This is a genomic window from Paenibacillus sp. Marseille-Q9583, assembly GCF_976954365.1.
Map to the genome: position 1 here is coordinate 24,296 of NZ_CDRJTB010000064.1, position 17,018 is coordinate 41,313.

13 protein-coding genes are annotated in these 17,018 nt (G+C 42.8%); 8 read left to right on the plus strand and 5 right to left on the minus strand.

The genetic code is table 11. The features are described from left to right. Nucleotides 1-90: 90 nt before the first annotated feature. Nucleotides 91-1,554, plus strand: a complete 1,464-nt coding sequence (locus tag ACWNM1_RS23825; protein WP_449602879.1) for an MFS transporter — start codon at nt 91-93, stop codon at nt 1,552-1,554. Between the two features lie 28 nt (nt 1,555-1,582). On the opposite strand, the gene ACWNM1_RS23830 is transcribed toward ACWNM1_RS23825, so the two are convergent. Together ACWNM1_RS23830 and ACWNM1_RS23835 are read right to left on the minus strand one after the other, a co-directional pair. After that, nucleotides 1,583-2,656 carry a glycosyltransferase WbsX family protein gene (locus ACWNM1_RS23830; RefSeq protein ID WP_449602880.1) on the minus strand — a complete coding sequence of 358 codons (1,074 nt, stop codon included), beginning with the start codon at nt 2,654-2,656 and terminating at the stop codon, nt 1,583-1,585. Nucleotides 2,657-2,669: 13 nt separating this feature from the next. Next, nucleotides 2,670-3,707, minus strand: coding sequence for a glycosyltransferase family protein (locus tag ACWNM1_RS23835; protein WP_449602881.1), 1,038 nt, complete (start codon nt 3,705-3,707; stop codon nt 2,670-2,672). A 206-nt stretch (nt 3,708-3,913) separates the two neighbouring features. On the opposite strand from ACWNM1_RS23835, the gene ACWNM1_RS23840 reads away from it, so the two are divergent. Beyond that, nucleotides 3,914-4,324, plus strand: coding sequence for a hypothetical protein (locus tag ACWNM1_RS23840; protein WP_256721644.1), 411 nt, complete (start codon nt 3,914-3,916; stop codon nt 4,322-4,324). A 90-nt stretch (nt 4,325-4,414) separates the two neighbouring features. Here the strand turns inward: ACWNM1_RS23840 and ACWNM1_RS23845 are convergent, their stop codons facing one another. After that, the gene (locus ACWNM1_RS23845; protein ID WP_449602887.1) at nt 4,415-5,770 is read right to left on the minus strand and encodes a DUF711 family protein; all 1,356 of its coding nucleotides are present in this window, start codon (nt 5,768-5,770) and stop codon (nt 4,415-4,417) included. 13 nt (nt 5,771-5,783) lie between these two features. Further along, on the minus strand, nt 5,784-6,053 hold the full coding sequence (locus ACWNM1_RS23850; protein ID WP_042189980.1) for an ACT domain-containing protein: 270 nt from the start codon (nt 6,051-6,053) through the stop codon (nt 5,784-5,786). A 217-nt stretch (nt 6,054-6,270) separates the two neighbouring features. On the opposite strand from ACWNM1_RS23850, the gene ACWNM1_RS23855 reads away from it, so the two are divergent. The 6 genes from ACWNM1_RS23855 to map all read left to right on the plus strand — a co-directional run bounded on the left by ACWNM1_RS23855 (nt 6,271) and on the right by map (nt 16,575). Then, on the plus strand, nt 6,271-7,902 hold the full coding sequence (locus ACWNM1_RS23855; protein WP_449602882.1) for a GGDEF domain-containing response regulator: 1,632 nt from the start codon (nt 6,271-6,273) through the stop codon (nt 7,900-7,902). A gap of 21 nt (nt 7,903-7,923) precedes the next feature. Continuing rightward, on the plus strand, nt 7,924-8,298 hold the full coding sequence (locus ACWNM1_RS23860; protein ID WP_149646881.1) for a response regulator transcription factor: 375 nt from the start codon (nt 7,924-7,926) through the stop codon (nt 8,296-8,298). Further along, entirely contained in the window at nt 8,285-11,542 is a 3,258-nt protein-coding gene (locus tag ACWNM1_RS23865; RefSeq protein WP_449602883.1) for an ATP-binding protein, read from the plus strand. Before ACWNM1_RS23860 ends, ACWNM1_RS23865 begins: the two co-directional genes overlap by 14 nt. 267 nt (nt 11,543-11,809) lie before the next feature. Continuing rightward, nucleotides 11,810-13,672, plus strand: a complete 1,863-nt coding sequence (locus tag ACWNM1_RS23870) for an assimilatory sulfite reductase (NADPH) flavoprotein subunit (protein ID WP_449602888.1) — start codon at nt 11,810-11,812, stop codon at nt 13,670-13,672. A 45-nt stretch (nt 13,673-13,717) separates the two neighbouring features. Beyond that, nucleotides 13,718-15,442, plus strand: a complete 1,725-nt coding sequence (cysI, locus tag ACWNM1_RS23875) for an assimilatory sulfite reductase (NADPH) hemoprotein subunit (RefSeq protein WP_449602884.1) — start codon at nt 13,718-13,720, stop codon at nt 15,440-15,442. A 386-nt stretch (nt 15,443-15,828) separates the two neighbouring features. Further along, on the plus strand, nt 15,829-16,575 hold the full coding sequence (map, locus tag ACWNM1_RS23880; RefSeq protein ID WP_042129378.1) for a type I methionyl aminopeptidase: 747 nt from the start codon (nt 15,829-15,831) through the stop codon (nt 16,573-16,575). 81 nt (nt 16,576-16,656) lie between these two features. On the opposite strand, the gene ACWNM1_RS23885 is transcribed toward map, so the two are convergent. After that, nucleotides 16,657-17,016, minus strand: coding sequence for a CBS domain-containing protein (locus ACWNM1_RS23885; protein ID WP_449602885.1), 360 nt, complete (start codon nt 17,014-17,016; stop codon nt 16,657-16,659). Nucleotides 17,017-17,018 lie beyond the last annotated feature (2 nt).

Genomic DNA, 17,018 nt, shown 5'->3' on the forward strand with positions numbered 1-17,018 from the left:
GTGCGCAACTAAATTGATGTACACTGGGTAAGTGAGTTTAGTTGCGTACGCAACTAAACGTTGATTATATATTCAATGAGGTGTTAGTTTATGAGTTCTATTAGCGCAACCTATCAGGAAGACAAGGAAATTCAGAAGAAACGCTGGATGATTTTAATTGTTCTGAATATTTTCACCTTCATGTCCACACTTGATGGTAGTATTGTCAACATCGCTCTGCCAGAATTATCGAAACAATTGAAGCTGCCTATGGCACAAATCGAATGGGTAACCACAGGATATTTGATGGCGATTTGTGCTGCGATTCTTTTCTTCGGGAAGCTTGGAGATATTGTCGGGAAGATTCGAATCTTTAAGATGGGTACGATAGTTTTTGTTATTGGTTCTATGCTTTGTGGATTTAGTTTAAGTTTACCTGCATTACTTGCTTCGCGTGTCATTCAGGCTATCGGAGCTTCGATGACAATGGCGAACAGCCAGGGAATCGTTACGGATATCTTTCCTGCCAATGAGCGGGGTAAAGCGCTTGGTTTCATAGGTACATTCGTGTCTCTGGGAAGTATAGCTGGCCCTAGCTTAGGTGGGATTATGGTTTCGACATTAGGCTGGGAGTATATCTTTTGGGTGAACATTCCTATTGGAGTGATCGCTATCCTGTTAGGCTGGAAGGTACTGCCTAAGGATTTAACTAGGACGAAATCTACAATAGACGTTCCAGGTAGTTTACTCTTCGCTATTTTTATCATAAGTTTGTTCGCAGGGCTTTTATTGGGACAGCAGCTCGGTTATGGCGATAGCTTAATTGTGACATCTATAATCGTAGCTATAGTCAGCTTCATTGCTTTCTTATGGACGGAGCTTCGCCGGAAAGAACCGCTACTGCAATTGTCATTATTTAAGAATCCGTTGTTTTCATTAAGTATTTTATGTGGGTTTCTCGTGTTTACAGCGAACTTCTGCTTTAATATCATCGCGCCGTTTTATGCACAGAATATGCTGAATCTATCGCCCTTTGAAGCGGGATTCCTGTTGATGCTGTTACCGATATGTATGGTAGTCGTAGCACCAATAAGCGGTGCTTTATCGGATAAAATCGGGTCTGAATTCCTAACTTTTGCAGGGCTGGTAGTCATGGTTATTGCTCAGTTTGGATTAGCTGAGCTTCATGAAGGAAGCTCTGTTGTGCTGGTAGGCGTGTGGATCGCTATGTTAGGAATAGGGAGTGGTCTGTTTCAGTCGCCAAATAATTCGCTTGTGATGTCTAAGGTGCCTAGAACTCAGCTTGGTTCTGCGGGCAGCGTCAACTCGCTTGTTCGTAATGTGGGGATGGTCGTTGGTATTACGATAGCTACAACGATTCTCTTTCATGTGATGAGCAGTGAAGCTGGTTATCGGGTAACAGGTCTAGTTCCAGGTCGACCGGAGTTATTTATCAGTGGGATGCATGTAGTGTTCATGACTTCGGCATCCATATGCTTTGTAGCTGCACTGCTAACGGGTTGGAGAATGATAAGTGCAAGAAGCGCCAGAGTGCAGACCTCGGAAAAATCATAAGGAATAAAAGAAGAAGATCCTTCTGACGCTACGGCGTGGAAGGATCTTCTGTGTGATGATATTGAAGGGCTTTCTTAATGGCTTGCAAGTATTGATACCGATAATGATCATCCGGTTCTAAATAGGCACCCTCAGCCCACTCGTTCCAAGCGTTAATATAAATAAAATCACTTTTGAACATCTTCTTGGTCCTCTCAATTTGTCGTGATAGGTATTGACCGAATTTGTGAGGATTTGCACCTAAAGTACTTTGTCCGGCAGCACCTTTGCGTGGTGTATTATCCCAGTTAACAAATGCTCCCGGATATATAATTTCCCCATCCCTATGAGGTGTCCGTTCTAACATAGATTCCCATAATTCGTCGTAATCAATGACAATATGCTTTTGATCCTCCACCTGCTTGGAACTCCATAAGTGCTTTACACCACCATGTGCGAATGTGTAGTGAGGTTCGAATTCTAGACTGGCGTCGAACCCGTGCTCTGTCTTTAGGGGGAATCCGCCCAGTGTCCGGACAAGATGAAGCCCCTTAAGTCCGTTTTGCTGAGCTAAACCACGCCAACATTGAAGCATTTCATCACACCGAGGGATGCTGGAGGATCTATAGATAATAAATACTGGTTTACCGTCTACGCAAATATATCGTTCATCTTTGAAGGCATCTAACAAAGCATGAAAATGCATTCGCCAATCCCGTTCTTCTCCATATTCTTGTGGCATCAAGACATCTTCTTCAGTGCCATCCCAGCTTCGTGTCCAAGGTTCGTTAGCCCAAGACAGACAAAAGGGGAAGTCTGGCTCTTTGCTAGCAAGAATCTGCTGAACCGGTTGCTCCAGAAGTCGCCTGCCATTGAACCAATAGTGATAATAACAAAAACCGTAAATGCCATGAGCTTTTGCAGTTTCTGCCTGCCATTGTTTCACATTAGGGTCCGTTAAATCGTAGTAGTTATTATTTAATGGTTTTTTCGGTTGATCATGTTCAGGATAAAGGGCTGTAGCCTTCCTGACATTTGTCCATTCTGTAAATCCCTCTCCCCACCAGGAATCGTTCTCTGCTATCTGATGAAACTGAGGCAATACAAAAGCGATGCATTTCAAGTCAAGTCACCCCCTATGGTTCCGTGAATATTTTTTTGAGAAGCAGCTTTCCCTGCTGAAGATAAGAATGATTGTACTTCACTTCCTTTAGAGCACGAGAGGCCGAACTTCTCCTTGCATCACTATGAACAATATAGTACTTGAAGCTCTCAGAGAGCTCTTTAAAGTTCTGGAAACGAATAAGACCTTCTTCTGCGATGGGGTAACTTTGAAAATGCGGATGATCTTCCACGAACTGAAATACGCCGCAAGCAGCGACCTCCATAATTTGCTGCACAGATCCTGTGCAATTGATGATGATCCTTGCTCCATTATAATAGTTAGATATTTCTGCTTTATCGTAGGTGATGTCTATGAAATTTTTGGTGGGCTCCCACCCGCTATCAATGGTCATTATCTTGAGACCATGAAGTAGTTCCGAATGAGCTAGGGTGCCAAGAACACTATTCATTTGAAAATGGCCGAGAATGAGTACGTCACTGTGGTAACGTTCCTCCACACGTCTTGGATAATATAGTTCTGTATCTGGAGCATAAGGGAGGTAGCACGAATGTTTCTCACGTAAACCTTGATAATAGATTAGATTAGCTATGTTCTGTGTGAAAATATAATCGAATAACAGCGCTAGATTACGTTCTGTTCGCGTAAGGCAGGTCGCATCTGCCATCCATACGGCCTTAGGAGCGTTATAAGCTTTGAGGGCAGGAACATTCTCCTCAGGGAACAGGGATTCTGATCCCAAGGCTAGTATCAGATCAGGTTGATACTGGGCTAAATATTCTTCTAGATTATGATGTAACTTTATGGCAAGCACTTCTTTGACCAGATGCCTTAGCTGATCTTTAAAAAGTCGTACATTAGGCATTTTATCACTTATCTCTGAGGGGACCAGAAGCAATACTCTTAATTGCTTTAGTTCCCGTGTTATGGTTTCCGCTTTATAAGAGTTCTCGAGAATGAGATTATGGTGTTGCGATTGATGAACTTGGCTGATGGAGACTTCGTGAGTTGAGGGCCTTTGAGGAGTGAGCCTAGTAGCTGTCTTCTTCATAATTCCTCCTGTATTCATTGGAGCCAGTCGTTCGCTCTAGCACCTAGTCTTGCTAATCATTATATGTGTAGGGGGTTCATTTGACTTTAGGTATAAGACCATTAATCTGAATCTTGAAGGAAAAAGCGGATTTAGTAAAAGATGTATATCTATCTATGACCTGATTGTCTTGTCTAACATAAGATATACTATAAAACCTGAAAGGGATGATCGTCTTGCCAACCTTCGATAATATTCTTGTTACAGGAAGTCAGACCATTCAAAATGATCTGCATGTCAACGGGAATGAGACTATCGATTCAAACTTACAATTAAATGGTAGTCAGACCATTATGGGAAGCCTTCAGGTGAACGGCAGTCAGTCCCTGCTCGGTCATTTGGGGGTTACCGGTGAGATTAGCGGTGCAGGCACCATCAAAACTGCGACCCGTTTGATCGCGGTGAATCAGGCTTTGTCACCAGTTTCAGCACCTACGAGCCTTCAACAAGTCAGATATTTCGCTGTGGGAGTTGCAAGTCAGACAGGACTCGTGCTGAAGGGCACGGATGGAAATGACTATGTATTATTTATCGATTTGACCGGGGGAACACCTAATATTGGGATCCAGCGGGCTTAAATCTGATAACATTAACATCTTCAAGCTCTGAACAATAAAAAACAGCAAGTCGCCTAGGTACGAATAGGGACTTGCTGTTTGAGGTTTCTATTAGTTCTTAAAGCTGTGAATTGGAGCAGGAATTCGTCCGCCTCGGTTGATAAAGTTGGTACAATTGAAGCCGTTAACAGCCATGACAGGCGCATATCCAAGTAGGCCGCCAAATTCTACGATTTCGCCTACATCCTTGCCAATGACAGGAATGACGCGAACGGCGGTTGTTTTGTTGTTGACCATTCCGATAGCAGCTTCATCGGCGATGATGCCAGAGATCGTCTCTTTGGTGGTACTTCCCGGAATAGCAATCATGTCCAGTCCCACAGAACATACACAGGTCATGGCTTCTAGCTTCTCAAGCGTAAGAGCACCACGCTGTACGGCTTGAATCATTCCGTGATCTTCACTAACTGGAATAAAGGCTCCACTGAGTCCGCCAACATAGGAGGAGGCCATCACGCCACCTTTTTTAACATTGTCATTTAGAATCGCCAGAGCGGCTGTTGTTCCTGGTGCGCCAGCTTCTTCCAGACCCATGACTTGAAAGATCTCCGCAATGGAATCGCCAATTTCTGGTGTTGGAGCCAGAGATAAATCGATAATCCCAAAAGGCACGTTCATCCGTTTCGATGCTTCCTGCGCAACAAGTTGTCCCACACGCGTAACTTTAAACGCAGTTCGTTTGATCGTTTCACACAGGGTTTCGAAGTCCTGACCTTTTACTTCCTCTAATGCACGCTTGATTACACCTGGGCCACTGACGCCAACGTTGATGACACATTCTCGTTCACCGACCCCATGAAAGGCTCCAGCCATAAAAGGATTGTCCTCGACAGCATTACAGAAGACAACCAGCTTAGCACAGCCGATGGAATCCCGATCCTTGGTGCGTTCCGCAGTTTGAATAATGATATCACCCATTAATTTCACAGCATCCATATTGATTCCACTTCTGGAGGAGCCGACGTTGACGGACGAACAGACTCTTTCAGTGACTGCGAGTGCTTCTGGGATACTGTCGATTAGAATACGATCACCTTTGGTGCACCCTTTTTGCACAAGTGCAGAGAAGCCGCCAATAAAGTTAACGCCAACTTCTTTGGCAGCCTTGTCCAAAATTTCCGCTACAGGCACATACGTATCCGTCTTCACGGCGCCAGCAGCAATAGCAATAGGAGTCACAGAAATTCGTTTATTAACAATGGGTACACCGAATTGTCTTTCCAGATCTTCACCTGTTTTGACGAGCTTCTCGGCGGATCTAGTGATTTTGTCGTATACGTTTTGGTTAAAAGTTCTCATATCTGTATGTGCACAATCCATGAGGCTGATCCCCATCGTTATAGTACGTACATCCAGATTCATTTCACGGATCATCTTATTCGTTTCTTGTACTTCCACCAGTGATATCATGGTCATCCTCCTAAATGCGGTGCATAATATTAAAAATATCCTCATGCTGAAGCTTGATTTCCACGCCGATCGCTTCTCCGATCAAATGTAAATCTTCAACTATATCCTCAAATGCTTTAGTCGCGCCAGAAATGTCTACAATCATCATCATGTTAAAATAATCTTGTACAATCGTCTGAGAAATATCCAGAATGTTCAAATTGTGCTCGGCAAGATATGTACATACCTTGGCAATAATCCCTACTTTGTCTTTTCCTAATACAGTAATAATCCCCTTCATAAATACAGCCTCCCTTTGTATATGGTGATTACGCCGTGTAAACGGAATGAACCATTCCAATCATTATTACAAATGCTGAAGCAAGCTTCAACCAAAGGTTTTTTGTCCGTTTGATCATTTTTATATAAAGTCCTATGAATTTAAAGAAAATTCGATTGACAGTATATGAAAAATATGATGAAGTGAGAGATTGATACGATACTCTGAAGGAGTAAATATGACTACACAAAAATATAAAAATATGGTTGAAGAGCGGACCAAACAAACCCTCCAGGAATGGTCGGAACTGTCGGAAGTTAACGAGAAGGACATTTATCGTTTTTTGCATAATTTAAAAGGTACGGCAGGAACAGTGGGGTTACAAGAAGTTGAACAGTATGCCGATGCAACGTTGCCTTATTTCATGGAAAGTAGCCTTAAGAGCTGGTCTATTGAAGAGTGGGGCGATTATTTGTATCCGCTTATTCCACTGTTTAATCAAGATTCATCGGTTTCTCTAGGTTCAGTTAAGACGTTAGACAAAAAAGGAAATGATGATGCACTCCCACATAATGATATTTTGCTTATTGATGATGATGTAGAATTAGTGGCTTATTTAAAAGAATCCTTGGAGAAGCAGAACTATTATGTAAGCATTGCCTTGTCCGCTGAACGAGGTCTCAAGATTTTTTATGAAACCAAACCGGATCTAATTCTTCTGGATATTCTTTTACCTGATATCAGCGGTATTGAGGTCTTAAATCAAATTATCGGCAAAGCCAAAAAAGAACGTATTCCAATCATCATTATAAGTGGGGAGTACTCCAAAGCGACTCAACTGCATGCGTATAGGCTGGGCGTGATGGATTTTTTATCGAAGCCTGTAGATATAGATTTATTTCTGGCTTTGATTAAAAACCGCTTTGAGTTAAAGCGGGAGTGGCAGGAATCCATCATTGTGGATGAATTGACGGGTGCGTTTAATCGAAAACACTTTAATCAAGTGATGAAGCAGCTGATTTGCGATTTTAAGCGCACGGAACGGGTGTTTTCTTTAGCACTGATTGATCTGGACTATTTCAAAAAGATTAATGATACATATGGTCATCTAATCGGAGATGAGGTATTACAGTCCTTGTCTGAGCTTGTAAAGGGTTCGATTCGCATGGAAGATACATTTTGCCGCTTCGGTGGAGAAGAGTTTGCTGTGTTCCTGCCAAATACGGATGCGAGTTCTGCATTGACAGTAATAAACCGTATTCAGGAGCAATTTGCTGCCACCGACTTTTTTGCGAAGAATGAAGTCTTTCATGTGACCTTCTCGAGTGGGATATCAGAGGTAACAGAAGCTGAGAATATTGCCGATAAAATTGTAGAAGAAGCAGACCAAGCTCTCTATGCCAGCAAAGATGCCGGAAGGAATCAGACTACACTCTACACGGACCACTTATCGTCGACTAAAAAGCATTCGATTCTAAATGTAATTGTTGTGGATGATGATGCGTTGATTCGAAAAATAGTGACTCATCAGATTGATACTTGGGAGCCGGAGAATATTGCTGAGGTGAATATCAGCAGTTATGCGAACGGGCTGGATTTCTTGCAATCGGATTGGTATTCCATAGATGAGAAATATATTATTCTACTGGACGGTGTGATGCCGGATCTTGATGGCGTTGAAGTCCTGGAAAGAATTCGCAAGACGTATCCGGAAGTGAATATATTAGTGATCATGCTGACAGGGAGAAATAATCAGGCGGATATTGTACATGCCCTGCAGATGGGTGCCGATGACTATGTAGTAAAACCTGTCCATATGCCTGAGCTGTTGTCCCGAATGGAACGGTTGGCTCATAGATTCTTGTTCTAACACGAAGGGAATTGTGCGAATATGCAAAAAATAATGGTAGTGGATGATGAAGAAGTATTACGGATGTTAATCGAGGATACATTGGAAGATTTGGAGAATGTTGAGATTCACACAGCGGAGAATGGGTTGGAGGCTCTAACTAAGCTGTCTACGGATCCTTATGATTTGGTAATTCTGGATTATATGATGCCGGAAATGACAGGGATTGAAGTGCTTCAGCAGCTGGATGAGGAGAAGAAGAAAACTACAGCTATATTAATGTTAACGGCCAAGGCTCAAGATGTAGATCGAATTCGAGCAGTTGAAGCAGGTGCGCGTTACTTCATGCCGAAACCATTTAGTCCGATGGAACTCTTGCAGATTGTGGAGGGGATCCTAAGTGGTGAAGGAAAGTAACGCTAATCACAGTATCAAAAATAGATATTTTCGTATCATTGCGCTTGTTTTCGCTTTAATCATCCTTATGGGCTCGGTATTTTTCTTTTTCATTAACGATGAACAGAACAAATTAAGTAGAGACCGAGAAATTCTGCAAAATAAGGCGGATACGATTACCGATTTGGCGAGTGCTTTAAATGAGGTGTTTTTCCGTGCCAGGGGATTCAGCGCTCTTAAAAGTGATAACGAATTAAAGCTCCTAAATGTAGGACTAATTAACTTTGATAAAATTCTGGATACCTATTCCAATCTCAGTCTATCTCCCGAAGAAGCTTTGTTCAGAGATGGTCTAAAGGCCTTTTATATCCAGTATAAAAATAAAACGTTACCTGAAGCGATTCGGCTAGTTGAGGCAGATGACTATGTGGCTTTGCGTGCTCTGTCCGCAGATGGTACCACTAAATCAGTGAATGATTTTCTTGGCTATACGGAAGAGTACAAAAAACGCTCGGATGAAGCCTTAAATACTATGGCTATGGATTATATTAAACAAGCAAATGAATTTACCTTTATCGCATTTTTTATAAGCGCAATTATTCTACTGTTCTTTACCTTTATGATCTGGCGGATTCTTAAAAACTTAATTAATCCTATTTTGAAGCTGGAAGGGGCAACGCATTCACTGGCTGCCGGTGAGGAAATTCTTCTGGGCAAGCTTAAGCATCAAGATGAGATTGGTCGGCTTTATAATGCATTTCTAAATATGGCCAGAAGTATTCAGGACAAAGAAGAAGAATTGATGATGCAGAATGAAGAGCTGCACGCGCAGCAAGATGAACTTCAGGATCAGCAGTACAGACTGCAACGTTCGCTTAGTGAAATAGAGAGTATGATGAAGGCACTCGATCAATCCTCAGCGGTGGGGATCCTTACAGATAAAGGCGTATTTACCTACGCGAATGATAATTTAAGCAAATATACTGGCTATAAAAATTCTGAAATTATCGGTTTTACCTATAAGTTATTTGAACTCTATAATATATCTAGAGAACAAATGCAGAAGATCTTCAACAAATTATATACGGGCGGGGTATGGAGCAATGAACTCCAGATTCTGACTAAAGACGGATTGCCAATCTGGATGCATCTGACTGTCGTGCCGTATCTGAACAATGAGGGTGTGATTTATCAGTACATTTTTATTGCGTATGATGTCACCTCTATGAAAAGTGTACAGCTGGAGCTAGCGGAGACGCTGAAGAATACAGAACAGACCAAAAAAATGCTTGAACTTAATAATCAGCTGAATCATGACATTACGTACACCTTAGATAAACAAGAATTTGCAGATAAGTTTATTCAGTTCATGCATCACCTGTATTCATTTGATTCGAGTTTCTTCCTTCTTGTAAAAGATAAGATCGCGGCTGTTAAAGGGATTCCTCACGAAAATGTAGCGCGTTATCTCGATAATGAGAACAATGAAATGTTATATCGTTTGAAGACGGAAAAAACCTATCTGATTAAGCGTCTGGCTACGCAATCGGAACAGGGAATTTCTGCGAATGAGGTCTACTGTTATGATTTCTATACTACTGTTGTAAATGCAGAAGATGAAATTCTAGCTGTATTTTGCGGAACCCGGATTGGACATTCTTTCAGTAAAGAAGAGATTAATGAGGTTCAAGGAATGATGAACCGCGTAGCTCTGGCGATTGAACGTTTATTCATGTACGAAGAGATTGAACATGGGCGAAAGCTGAACCGCGATATCGTGAATAACGTAAACGAAGGTATTCAGTTCGTGAGTACAGAAGGCGTGATGCTTCAGATGAATAAGGCGCTGTGCAACATCGTTAACTATGACTGGATTGAAGGTACACTGACTCCTAGAAAAGAATGGATGGATTATTTCATCGAACGCTCGAATGAGAACCATGAACTTCGGTCGTTTTTTGAACAGGCAATCTCTGAGGATGCTCTGGAGTCCAGCAGTATGCAATACTCCATTGGAACGGAATCCAAGAAGCATATTGATGTTTATGCGATTCCTGTTTTCCGCCGGGAGCTTAGAATTGGTACATTGTTTGTATATAGAGATATCACTAGGGAGTACGAGCTGGATCTTATGAAATCTGATCTTGTCAGTACGGTAAGTCATGAGCTGAGAACGCCATTGTCGAGTGTATTAGGATTCACGGAACTGCTATTGTCCAAAACCATGAAGCCTGAGAAGCAGCTGAAGTATTTGGAGACGATTCATAAGGAAGCGAAGCGGTTGACTGAGCTTATTAATGATTTTCTGGATCTGCAGAGAATGGAGTCAGGGAAGCAGCAGTATATCACGGAGCATGTAAATCTTAGTGAAATTGTCCTTGGGGTTATCGATCAATATAAACTTAGTAGCACGCATCATGTGCTATTGGTGGATGAGGCTCTGAATGCGGAGGTAGATGTGGACAAGGATAAGATCGTTCAAGTTCTAACGAATTTGTTAAGTAATGCGATCAAGTTCTCACCGTCTAACAATGAAGTGAAGGTACTGCTGCATAATGAGCCGGATCATATTATTGTGCGTATCCAGGATAATGGTCTGGGCATTCCAAAGGATCAAATCGGACAGCTATTCCAAAAATTCAGACGAGTGGACAACAGTGCCTCCAAAAGAATTGGTGGAACAGGTCTCGGTCTTGCCATCTGCAAAGAAATTATTGAGAAACAAAAGGGAACCATCGGTATTGATTCGGTAGAGGGTGAAGGGACAACCGTTTGGTTTAGCCTCCCAATCCTTAATGCAGAAGCAAGCCGGCAGCAAGATGAGCTGAATAAATGGAATGCCGATAAAGAGCTCAAACCGAATGTAATGATTGTTGAAGATGATTATAGTCTTTCGTTGCTTTTATCAGAAGAGCTTAAAGGGAAGGGGTTCCGTGTTACCCATCACTATCATCCACAGCAAGCTTTTGATCAGGCCTTGAAAACACCATTTGTTGCGATCGTGGTTGATTTGATGCTTGGTGAAGAATTGGACGGCTGGGATTTGATCCGAATGCTAAAAGAGGATTCCAGAACAGAGAATATTCCGATTGTTATCTCTTCTGCTCTGGATCCATCAGATAAGAACCAATTGAATGATGTGATACAGAAGTATTTGACGAAGCCTTATCCGCCAGGTGAGTTATCAAATACGCTTGAAGAGATTGTGAAGATAAAGACAGGGGTAGGAGAGGTATTATTTCCCGAAAGTAAGAAGGATTTATAGTTTTTATTTATCACAATATTTTATAAATAGTATCACTTTTTATAATGAAACCGATCAAAACAGGGCAAATCATACTGTTTTGATCGGTTTTTACGTACTTTATTGATACTTTTTCAATAATTAACAATTTTTAGGTGAAAATGACTTCATTGATCGTTTACAAATATTGTGATAGCCTGATTTTATAAGGTTCTAAAAAAGGCTCAGATAAATTCAATTGAGGCACGGATCATAACCAGATTTCATGTTTAGGAGAGGTGGATATTGTTGCAACTACAGGTAACGAACAGTCCTTTTAATGAGAACCAAGTCGAGCTTCTCAATCGTCTTCTACCAACCTTAACGGAGACGCAGCAAATATGGCTCAGTGGATATTTGTCCGCGATTGGACGTACTACGGCGGCAGCGCTAGCAGGTGCTGAACTTCAAGTGCCATCGAATACGATTGGAAACACAGAGGTTGGCGCTGCCGTAACGAGCCAACCAGCAGCCTCACGGGAAGTGACCATATTATTTGGTTCGCAAACGGGTAATTGCCAGCGACTTGCGGGGAGCTTGTCCCGCAAGCTGGAAGAGCAAGGATTTCAGGTCACACTCTCCGCGATGAACAATTTCAAACCTACAGCGCTTAAAAAGGTTGAGAATCTACTTCTATTGGTGAGTACTCATGGAGAAGGTGAACCACCTGATAATGCAAGGATTTTTCATGAATTTCTTTACAGTAAAAGAGCCCCTCAATTGGAGAACCTGCGGTTTTCAGTTCTGGCTCTGGGAGACACCTCTTATGAATTTTTCTGTCAGACGGGAAAAGAGTTCGATCAGAGGTTAGAGGAACTTGGTGGTAAGCGCCTAAGTCCACGTGTAGATTGTGATCTCGATTATGACGATTCCGTTGCCGAATGGTTTGAAGGTGTAATTGGTGCATTAAATGCAAATTTAAATGCTCCAGCCATTGCTGCAAAAGCGGTTCAAGCCGCGGAGGACGCAGAGTCACAAGAACCTCTATATACTCGTAATAATCCTTTTAAGGCAGAGGTACTGGAAAATCTGAATTTGAACGGACGCGGCTCGGATCGGGAGACTCGCCATTTGGAACTATCGCTTGAAGGCTCTAATATTCAGTTTGAACCTGGGGATGCACTGGGAGTATACCCAGAGAATCATCCTGAACTGGTCGACGCTATTATTCATTCTATGGGCTGGAATCCTAATGATAAGGTTCCGTTTAATAAGAAAGGTGATGAAGGAGCCTTACGTGAGGCACTTCTGCATCATTATGAAATCACTGTATTGACCAAACCTTTGCTGGAGCAAGCGGCAAAGCTGTCTGCTTCAAACAAGCTGAGTGAGTTATTAGCTCCAGACCGTGCTTCGGAGCTTAAAGCGTATATTCAAGGACGCGATCTACTCGATTTGATCCAGGACTTCTCACCGTGGGAAGGTCCAGCCAGCAATTTTGTGACGATTTTGCGGAAGCTTCCTGCACGCCTATATTCTATCGCTAGCAGTTATAAAGCTAACCCGGATGAGGTTCATCTAACCGTCAGAGCTGTACGTTATGAGGCTCACGGTAGGGAACGTTACGGTGTCTGCTCAGTGCATTGCGCAGAAAGAGTAGAGCCGGGAGATACATTGCCTATTTACATTCAGCATAATCCTAACTTTAAGCTGCCGACTAAACCGGATGCACCGATCATCATGATCGGACCAGGCACAGGTGTTGCACCATTCCGCTCTTTCCTAGAGGAACGTGGAGAGCTGGGAGCGGAAGGGAAATCTTGGCTGTTCTATGGGGATCGGCATTTTGTAACAGATTTTCTGTATCAGACTGATTGGCAGAGAATGCTAAAGGATGGCGTTCTAAGTAAGCTGGATGTCGCCTTCTCACGTGATACCGAAGAGAAAGTATATGTACAACATCGCATTTTACAAAAGAGTCGTGAGGTTTATGAATGGCTGCAAGAAGGTGCTCATATCTACGTTTGCGGTGACGAGAAGTACATGGCGCATGATGTTCATTCTGCACTGCTTACGGTGATTCAGAGTGAGGGTGGACTGAGCCCTGAAGCGGCAGCGGCTTATCTGGAAGATATGCAACAGACGCAGCGTTACCAGCGTGATGTCTATTAATGGATAGATGGAGTTATCGAATGACTTCGGGGGGAGATAACAACAATGGCAAACAATGAGAAGGTTAAGCCGATCGGCGGGCCTCCAAGTGATGTTGAGCATATTAAATCGGAGAGTAACTATCTGCGGGGTGCATTGGTTGAGACACTAAGCAATCCGATTACGGGTGGTCTACCTGAAGATGATAATCGGCTGCTTAAATTTCACGGAAGCTATATGCAGGATGACAGAGATTTGCGCAATGAACGGGAACGTCAGAAGCTGGAGCCAGCATTCCAGTTTATGCTTCGCGTAGTTGCCCCAGGTGGTGTAGCTACACCGGAACAATGGCTGGTGATGGATGATCTGGCACAGAAGTATGGTAACGGAACCTTACGTCTGACTACAAGACAGGCATTTCAAATGCATGGCGTTCTCAAATGGAACTTAAAGAAGACCATTCGAAGCATCAATGATACGCTAATGACAACCCTTGCAGCTTGTGGGGATGTCAACCGTAACGTAATGAGCAATCCGAATCCTTATCAATCTGAGGTGCATGCAGAAGTCTATGAATGGGCGCGCAAAGTTAGTGATCATCTATCCCCACGTACTCCCGCTTACCATGAAATTTGGCTAGACGGTGAAAAGGTAGTGGATAGTTTAGGAGATCGGGCAGAAGTTGAACCGATCTATGGTCCGGTATATTTACCGCGTAAATTCAAGATTGGTCTTGCGGTGCCCCCCTCAAATGACGTAGATGTGTTCTCGCAGGATCTAGGCTTCATCGCTATTCTTGAGAATGATAAGCTGGTAGGGTTCAACGTTTCTGTAGGCGGCGGTATGGGAATGACGCATGGCGATACCAGCACGTATCCTCAGCTTGGCCGTATCATTGGTTTTTGCCGTCCTGATCAATTGATCGATGTAGCGGAGAAGACGGTAACGATTCAGCGGGATTATGGAAATCGTTCTGTCCGCAAAAATGCACGGTTCAAGTATACGATTGACCGCCACGGTCTGGAATGGTTTGTCGATGAGTTGCATGAAAGACTCGGATGGCAGCTTGAAGCAGCACGTGAGCACCATTTCGACCATAATGGAGACCGCTACGGCTGGGTGAAGGGTACCAATGGAAAATGGAATTTGACGCTTTATATCCAAAGCGGACGGATTCATGACCAAGAAGGGTACACATTGATGACTGGACTGCGGGAAATTGCCAAGATTCATACCGGGGATTTCCGGCTTACGCCGAATCAGAATTTAACGATTGCTAACGTAACCACTGCCAAAAAGCGAAAAGTGGCTGAGCTGGCTAAACAGCATGGACTTACGGACGGAACTCATCTGTCTGCTTTACGACGCAGTTCGATGTCTTGTGTGGCGCTACCAACCTGCGGACTTGCAATGGCTGAAGCAGAACGTTATTTGCCTTCGTTGATTGATAAGCTAGAGCTTGTCCTTGATGAAGCTGGTCTACGTGATGAGGAAATCGTGATCCGGATGACAGGTTGTCCTAATGGGTGTGCAAGACCGGCACTAGGCGAAATCTCGTTTATTGGTAAAGGTCCAGGCAGATATAATATGTACTTGGGAGCAGGGTTTACGGGAGATCGCTTGAACAAAATGTATAAAGAAAACATAGATGAAAAAGAAATTCTAGAGACGCTGGAGCCAATTCTTCATCGTTATTCGAAAGAACGTCTGCATAGCGAGCATTTTGGAGATTTCGTGATCCGTGCGGGTTATGTCAAAGCGGTTTCGTCAGGTCTTAATTTTCATGACTAATCTAATTTAGACTGAAATGGGTGTCCCAGAGCCTGCATTATGGCTACTGGGACACCTCTTTGTTGGTTGGCCTTACCCTAACCATTATTCGCTGTCGAGCTGAACAGGACTGAGTTAGCCGAATGAGAAGACTCAGGTGATCATATTGGTTGGTTGAAATCTCTCCAATTTAGAAGTGTTCGGACCACAGCGCAGTTAACAGCCTAAAAAGAGGTGAAAACATGCCATTATAAGGGGAGTTTTTTAGTTTCAGACAGGAATAAATATTTTTTTTGCTTAATGATTTGGATTTCTCGTGTTTTTCTTTCATAATATAAAGGGGAAACTAAATACAAAAGAAGAGCCATTGCCCAGAGTGATGTGTTCTGTACAGAAGAGGCGATATTATGATTATCATGAAAACGATGGAAGAGATCGAAAAAATGCGTGCGGCGGGAAAAATTCTCGCTGAATGTCATCGTCAAATTGCGCAAATTCTACAGCCGGGAATTACTACCTGGGAGATTGATGAATTTGCAGAAAAATTTATACTGTCTCAAGGAGCAACTCCTGAGCAAAAGGGATATAACGGATATCCGTACGCAACCTGTGCCTCTGTAAATGATGTAATCTGCCACGGATTTCCGAAAAAGGAACCACTCAAAGATGGAGATATAGTTACCATAGACATGGTAGTTAACTTAGATGGCTGGTTGGCAGATTCCGCTTGGTCATATGGGATTGGCAACATTAGTGAGCAAGCGACTAAATTGCTAGACACCACAAAGGAATCTTTATTCCGTGGTATCGAGCAAGCAGTTGCAGGCAACCGTATCGGGGATGTCGCTCATGCTATTCAAGTTTACGCAGAGTCTAATGGTTTTTCAGTTGTGCGTGATTTTATTGGCCATGGGATTGGTTCAGAAATGCATGAAGCACCAGAGGTACCTCACTATGGTCCAGCTGGCAGAGGACCTCGTCTTAAAGAGGGGATGGTATTTACCATTGAACCGATGCTGAACACAGGCAGCTACAGAACAAAAATTGATGCGGATGGTTGGACTGCACGTACCATTGACGGCGGTCTGTCAGCACAGTATGAACATACATTAGCTATCACCCCTCAAGGAACCATTATCCTGACTGAACTATAATTTAGGGTAGAAAATAGACCTGATTAGCTTCATCTTCTCATGATGTTGCTGATCAGGTCTATTTGTTGTTCAATTAATCAGTTAATCAGTAATGTTTCGAGTATAATATTCAATGATATCTTTTCGACGAATAATTCCGACAAACACGCCTTCTTTATCAATCACAGGAACAAAATTCTGATCTGCGGCGAGCGTCAGCATATCCTCCATTTCGGCATTTATGAGAACGCTCTCGTTATGAACATGCTTCTGGATATCGCTTACTGGAACTTCTCCTATATTGTCAAAAGTTAGACCTGCTGTGTTTTTCAGCTTCCACAATAGATCACCTTCCGAAAGTGTTCCTACATATTTTCCTTCATTATCAATAATAGGGATAGCCGTATAATGGTGCTGCTCTAATTGTTCTAAGGCTTCCAGCATGGATAGTGAGTTAGTGATAT